Origin of the sequence: Paraburkholderia sp. SIMBA_030, assembly GCF_046535245.1 — a bacterium.
In the GTDB taxonomy this organism is placed as follows: Bacteria; Pseudomonadota; Gammaproteobacteria; order Burkholderiales; family Burkholderiaceae; genus Paraburkholderia.
The window spans coordinates 1-1,699 of the sequence record NZ_JAWRXB010000056.1 but is presented as its reverse complement, the minus strand read 5'-3'; the positions used below and the strand labels follow the sequence as shown (position 1 = coordinate 1,699).

The 1,699-nt window shown below is 50.7% G+C and carries 2 rRNA genes; both read right to left on the bottom strand.

The features are described 5' to 3' along the window. Positions 1–1,469, bottom strand: a 23S ribosomal RNA gene (locus tag SB772_RS38970); the annotation flags it as partial. 175 nt (positions 1,470–1,644) lie between these two features. After that, a 16S ribosomal RNA gene (locus SB772_RS38965) occupies positions 1,645–1,699 on the bottom strand; the annotation flags it as partial.

The window sequence follows — 1,699 nt, the reverse complement described above, 5'->3', positions numbered from 1 at the left end:
CCATTGCTCAAATGGTGAGGAGGTGGTACAGGAATATCAACCTGTTATCCATCGCCTACGCCTTTCGGCCTCGGCTTAGGTCCCGACTAACCCTGAGCGGACGAGCCTTCCTCAGGAAACCTTAGGCATTCGGTGGAGGGGATTCTCACCCCTCTTTCGCTACTCATACCGGCATTCTCACTTCTAAGCGCTCCACAAGTCCTTCCGGTCTTGCTTCACAGCCCTTAGAACGCTCTCCTACCACTGTTCGAAGAACAGTCCGCAGCTTCGGTGATACGTTTAGCCCCGGTACATTTTCGGCGCAGAGTCACTCGACCAGTGAGCTATTACGCACTCTTTAAATGGTGGCTGCTTCTAAGCCAACATCCTGGTTGTCTAAGCAACTCCACATCCTTTTCCACTTAACGTATACTTTGGGACCTTAGCTGGCGGTCTGGGCTGTTTCCCTTTCGACTACGGATCTTATCACTCGCAGTCTGACTCCCAAGGATAAGTCATCGGCATTCGGAGTTTGACTGAATTCGGTAACCCGGTAGGGGCCCCTAGTCCAATCAGTGCTCTACCTCCGAGACTCTTACCTTGAGGCTAGCCCTAAAGCTATTTCGGAGAGAACCAGCTATCTCCAGGTTCGATTGGCATTTCACCCCTACCCACACCTCATCCCCGCACTTTTCAACGTGCGTGGGTTCGGGCCTCCATTCAGTGTTACCTGAACTTCACCCTGGACATGGGTAGATCACCTGGTTTCGGGTCTACGACCACGTACTCAATTCGCCCTATTCAGACTCGCTTTCGCTGCGGCTCCGCATCTTCTGCTTAACCTTGCACGGGATCGTAACTCGCCGGTTCATTCTACAAAAGGCACGCCATCACCCGTTAACGGGCTCTGACTACTTGTAGGCACACGGTTTCAGGATCTCTTTCACTCCCCTTCCGGGGTGCTTTTCACCTTTCCCTCACGGTACTGGTTCACTATCGGTCACTAGGGAGTATTTAGCCTTGGGAGATGGTCCTCCCGGATTCCGACGGAATTTCACGTGTTCCGCCGTACTCAGGATCCACTCAGGAGAGAACGAAGTTTTGACTACAGGGCTGTTACCTCCTATGGCGGGCCTTTCCAGACCTCTTCATCTACCTCGTTCCTTTGTAACTCCGTACAGAGTGTCCTACAACCCCAAGAGGCAAGCCTCTTGGTTTGGGCTGGTCCCGTTTCGCTCGCCGCTACTCAGGGAATCGCATTTGCTTTCTCTTCCTCCGGGTACTTAGATGTTTCAGTTCCCCGGGTCTGCCTTCTCATATCCTATGTATTCAGATATGGATACCACTCCATTACGAGTGGTGGGTTTCCCCATTCGGAAATCTCCGGATCAAAGCTTGCTTACAGCTCCCCGAAGCATATCGGTGTTCGTCCCGTCCTTCATCGGCTCCTAGTGCCAAGGCATCCACCGTGCGCCCTTTCTAACTTAACCGTTAAAAAGAATCACTACGTGATATCTTGCATTACTAATTGAATGTGAATTACTTCTGTTATCTAGTTTTCAAAGAACAACATCTCGAAGAATCGAATGATCCTTCAAAACTAAACAAGACAGGGAACGTTCTGTTTATAAGACCCAAGGTCTTATATTCCGTTAAAATCCTTAGAAAGGAGGTGATCCAGCCGCACCTTCCGATACGGCTACCTTGTTACGACTTCACC